The 3,299-nt window shown below is 46.0% G+C and carries 4 protein-coding genes and 1 tRNA gene; 1 reads left to right on the top strand and 4 read right to left on the bottom strand.

All coding sequences use genetic code 11. The features are described 5' to 3' along the window. Positions 1–1,101, top strand: a 1,101-nt coding sequence (locus J7K79_RS07680; protein ID WP_296907156.1) for a ComEC/Rec2 family competence protein, incomplete at its 5' end; no start/stop codon positions are given. Here J7K79_RS07680 and J7K79_RS07685 read toward each other — a convergent pair. From J7K79_RS07685 to J7K79_RS07700, 4 genes are all read right to left on the bottom strand, one after another. Beyond that, the gene (locus tag J7K79_RS07685; RefSeq protein WP_296907159.1) at positions 992–1,474 is read right to left on the bottom strand and encodes a Fur family transcriptional regulator; all 483 of its coding nucleotides are present in this window, start codon (positions 1,472–1,474) and stop codon (positions 992–994) included. The genes J7K79_RS07680 and J7K79_RS07685 overlap by 110 nt on opposite strands. 21 nt (positions 1,475–1,495) lie before the next feature. After that, a complete protein-coding gene (nusA, locus tag J7K79_RS07690) occupies positions 1,496–2,530 on the bottom strand; it encodes a transcription termination factor NusA (RefSeq protein ID WP_296907162.1) in 1,035 nt (344 codons plus the stop codon). A gap of 12 nt (positions 2,531–2,542) precedes the next feature. Next, a complete protein-coding gene (gene rimP / locus J7K79_RS07695; RefSeq protein WP_296907165.1) occupies positions 2,543–2,995 on the bottom strand; it encodes a ribosome maturation factor RimP in 453 nt (150 codons plus the stop codon). 58 nt (positions 2,996–3,053) lie between these two features. After that, a tRNA-Ser gene (locus J7K79_RS07700) sits at positions 3,054–3,144 on the bottom strand. Positions 3,145–3,299: the final 155 nt, after the last annotated feature.

The raw sequence follows: 3,299 nt of genomic DNA on the forward strand, positions 1-3,299 counted from the left end.
CTTTTCCCCATTGTACTCCCGATCTGGAGGAAAAGTAGAAAAGTTTCCATCGCAGTAACTTTCATTCTTTTTGGTGCTTTTCTGTACTCCCTGGGCGCACTTTCACCTGGAAGTTACGAACTGGTAGGTCTTGTAGAAGGATCGCGAGTGACACATGTGAAGGTATTTCAGGGGAAGTGGAGGAAAGTTTATTCTATCAGTATAAAGACTTCTAAAGAAGGGTACATCTACGCGATAGGGTACTACGATGGCAGTATCTTCCACCCATCGTACGTGAAAGAGCTGGAAAGACCCTCTCCAAGAAGGCTAAGAGAGTCGTTCTCAAGAGAAGTGAGCGGAACAGCTTTTTCTCTTCTCTTCGGAAAGAAAAATGATGACGTGTACAGAAGTGGTTTGGGACATTTCTTTGCTGTTTCGGGTCTTCATGTGGGAATTGCTTTTTCTCTATACACAACGCTTATCTCTTTTTTCACCTGGAGGAGGATGTATCAGGAGTTCGGCGCCCTCTTACTTTTGATTCCCTACGTACTCTCTGTAAACACACCATCCGTTTTGAGGGCTTATCTGACTATCTCACTGTGGAAGGTTCTCAAAACTTTCGGGTTCAAAACGACTCCTTCCTATATAACGGCGACGGTGGGGTCTTTGATGATCGTTCTGGACCCCACCGTTCTTTTCACTCCCTCTTTTCTTCTGTCTTTTTTCGTAACACTGAGCATACTAGGTTCGAAAAACATATTTGATCTAGCGGTAAAGGCTTATCTGGCTTCTCTTCCCTTTCTCTGCCTTTTCTTCGGCGAAACAAACATCTCAGCGCTCCTTTTCTCCATCCCGATGTCTTTTGCTGTGATACCCGTTACATGGGCTTCTCATCTGTCCTTTCTCCTTTTTCTACTCGGTCTCAAGACCTCTGCAATGGTGGTAGCGAGGTTTGCAAACTTTCTATCGATTCCCCTCGATGCGCTTATAAAACTCTCGAACATGATACCTGTTATTCCTCTCCCGAAGTTTCTGTTCTTTGTTTTGATTCCAATCCCCTTGATTCTTCTTTTTGACATTCGGGACATATTCCGTAGAACTTCAAATCGTGCCATTTTATGAGGTAACCTGTCCTTTCCGAGATATCTGATACGATTCTCTTGACCTGCTCTGAGTTGATTTCAACTATCTTGCCACATCTCTGACAGATTACATGCTGGTGTGATTCACGAGCAGTTCGATCTATGAGCTCGTATCTGTACAGCCCCTCTCCGAAGTTTAACTTCCTCAGGAAACCAAGTTCGACAAGGAGCTCTACTGCCCTGTAGACAGTAGCTTTGCTTATCCTGACGTTCCTGTTCAAAAGCTCTCGGTAGACCTCCTCCACACCCAGATGTCTTCCCTTGGACTCGAGAAAAATTTTGAGGATCATCTCTCTCTGAGCGGTGATTCTGTATTTCCTTTTTTTCAATTCATTTCTCAGTTCTTCGTACATTGAGGCACCTCCTTTTCTGCTTCATAGATTCATTATGGGTTTGATATCTATCTTCCATCCTGTGAGCTTTGCCGCGAGTCTGGCGTTCTGGCCACCCCTTCCTATGGCAAGGGAAAGCTGCGTTGGTGGCACGAGAACGCGCGCTGCCCTGTTTTCCCTGTCAAGGATCTCCACTTCTATGACGGTGGCAGGTGCAAGGGCGTTCGCTATGAGCTGTTTTGAATCGTCCGACCACTTGAGAACGTCCAGTTTTTCTCCTCTGAGCTCCCTGAGTATGGCGGCGATCCTGGATCCCCCTTCACCTATACAGGCACCTATTGGGTCAACGTTCGGGTTGTTAGATGCCACTGCCACTTTCGTCCGCACCCCAGGCTCTCTGGCAATGGCTTTTATTTCCACGATTCCGTTTTCTATCTCTGGAATTTCCAGTTTCATAAGTCCAATGACGAACTCTGGCACCCTTCTACTCACAAGGATCTTGGGGCCTTTCGTTGTTTTCACCACGTCGAGAATGTAGACTTTCACCAGATCTCCCGGCTTTATTTCCTCTCTGGGGATCCACTCTTTCTTTGGCAATCTCGTCTCCAGTTTTCCGATCCGAATGTCTGCCCAATCACTCGTAACCCTTATCACTTCAGCGGTTGTAACCGTTCCTTTGAGCTCTGAGTACTTTTCAAACTGCTTCTCTTTTTCCAACTCTCTGATCCTCTGGATAAGCACCTGCTTCGCAGTTTGAGCGGCGATTCTTCCAAAGTTTCTGACATCAAGCTCTTTTTTGACGATCGAACCTATCTCCGCAGCTGGATCGAGTTTTTTCGCCTCTTCCAAAGAGATCTGAGTGGTGGGATCTTCTACTTTTTCCACCACTTCGAGAAGCTGGTACACCTTTATGTTCCCAGTATTCCTGTCTATCACTACTTCAACATTCTTTGAACTTCCAAAATTCTTCCTGTAGGCACTCACCAGTGCCTTTTCCAGGATGGGTATGACCTCCTCTTTGGATATTCCTTTTTCTTCCTCTAGTTGATCCAGAGCTTCAAGCAAGCCTATGTTCATGAGCACACCTCCCTAAAATTCTATTTCCAGATTTGCTTTTTTCACGTCTTCGATGTTTATCTCGTGATTTCCCTTTTCATCGGAGATGGTTATTATTCCATCAACAAAAGACACGATCCTTCCTATGAACGTTTTTCCATCTTTTGTGATGATTTTCGCAAGCTTTCCGGTGAATCTCAAGTAATCCTTCGGCCCCCTCAAGGGTCTGTCGAGGCCAGGGGACGATACCTCGAGAGTGTACGAATGTTCTATGGGATCTTCTCTGTCCAGAAACTTCTCCAGCTCCTTGGAGAAGAGTTCACAGTCTCTTACACTCACGTACCCTACCGGATTGTCTATCACAATCCTGAGGACCCAGCCTCTACTTTCCCTTCTGTATTGTATGTCGAAAATCTCCAGCCCCTGTTCCTCAGCGATCTTTTCCGCTTCTTTTCTAACCCTTTCCACAATCATCTCCTCGAACATACTATCACCCACCCCCTAGTGAATGAAAAACCGGGACCTGACAGTCCCGGCACTCCTTTGGCGGAGAGGGTGGGATTTGAACCCACGGGTGGCTTTTGACCACCACACGCTCTCCAGGCGTGCGCCTTAGACCCCTCGGCCACCTCTCCACACCAGTGAAATATTATACACTCAATCTTTTTTTTGTTCAAGTTCCTTCGGGACTGTTACAAAAATTGGGGAGAGTGTGAGATAACAACATAAGAGAACACAAAAAATATGCGACATACATGTTGCAGACAAGAAACCTCACAAGAGTAAACAC

The sequence above is a fragment of the Thermotoga sp. genome, assembly GCF_021162145.1.
In the GTDB taxonomy this organism is placed as follows: domain Bacteria; phylum Thermotogota; class Thermotogae; order Thermotogales; family Thermotogaceae; genus Thermotoga.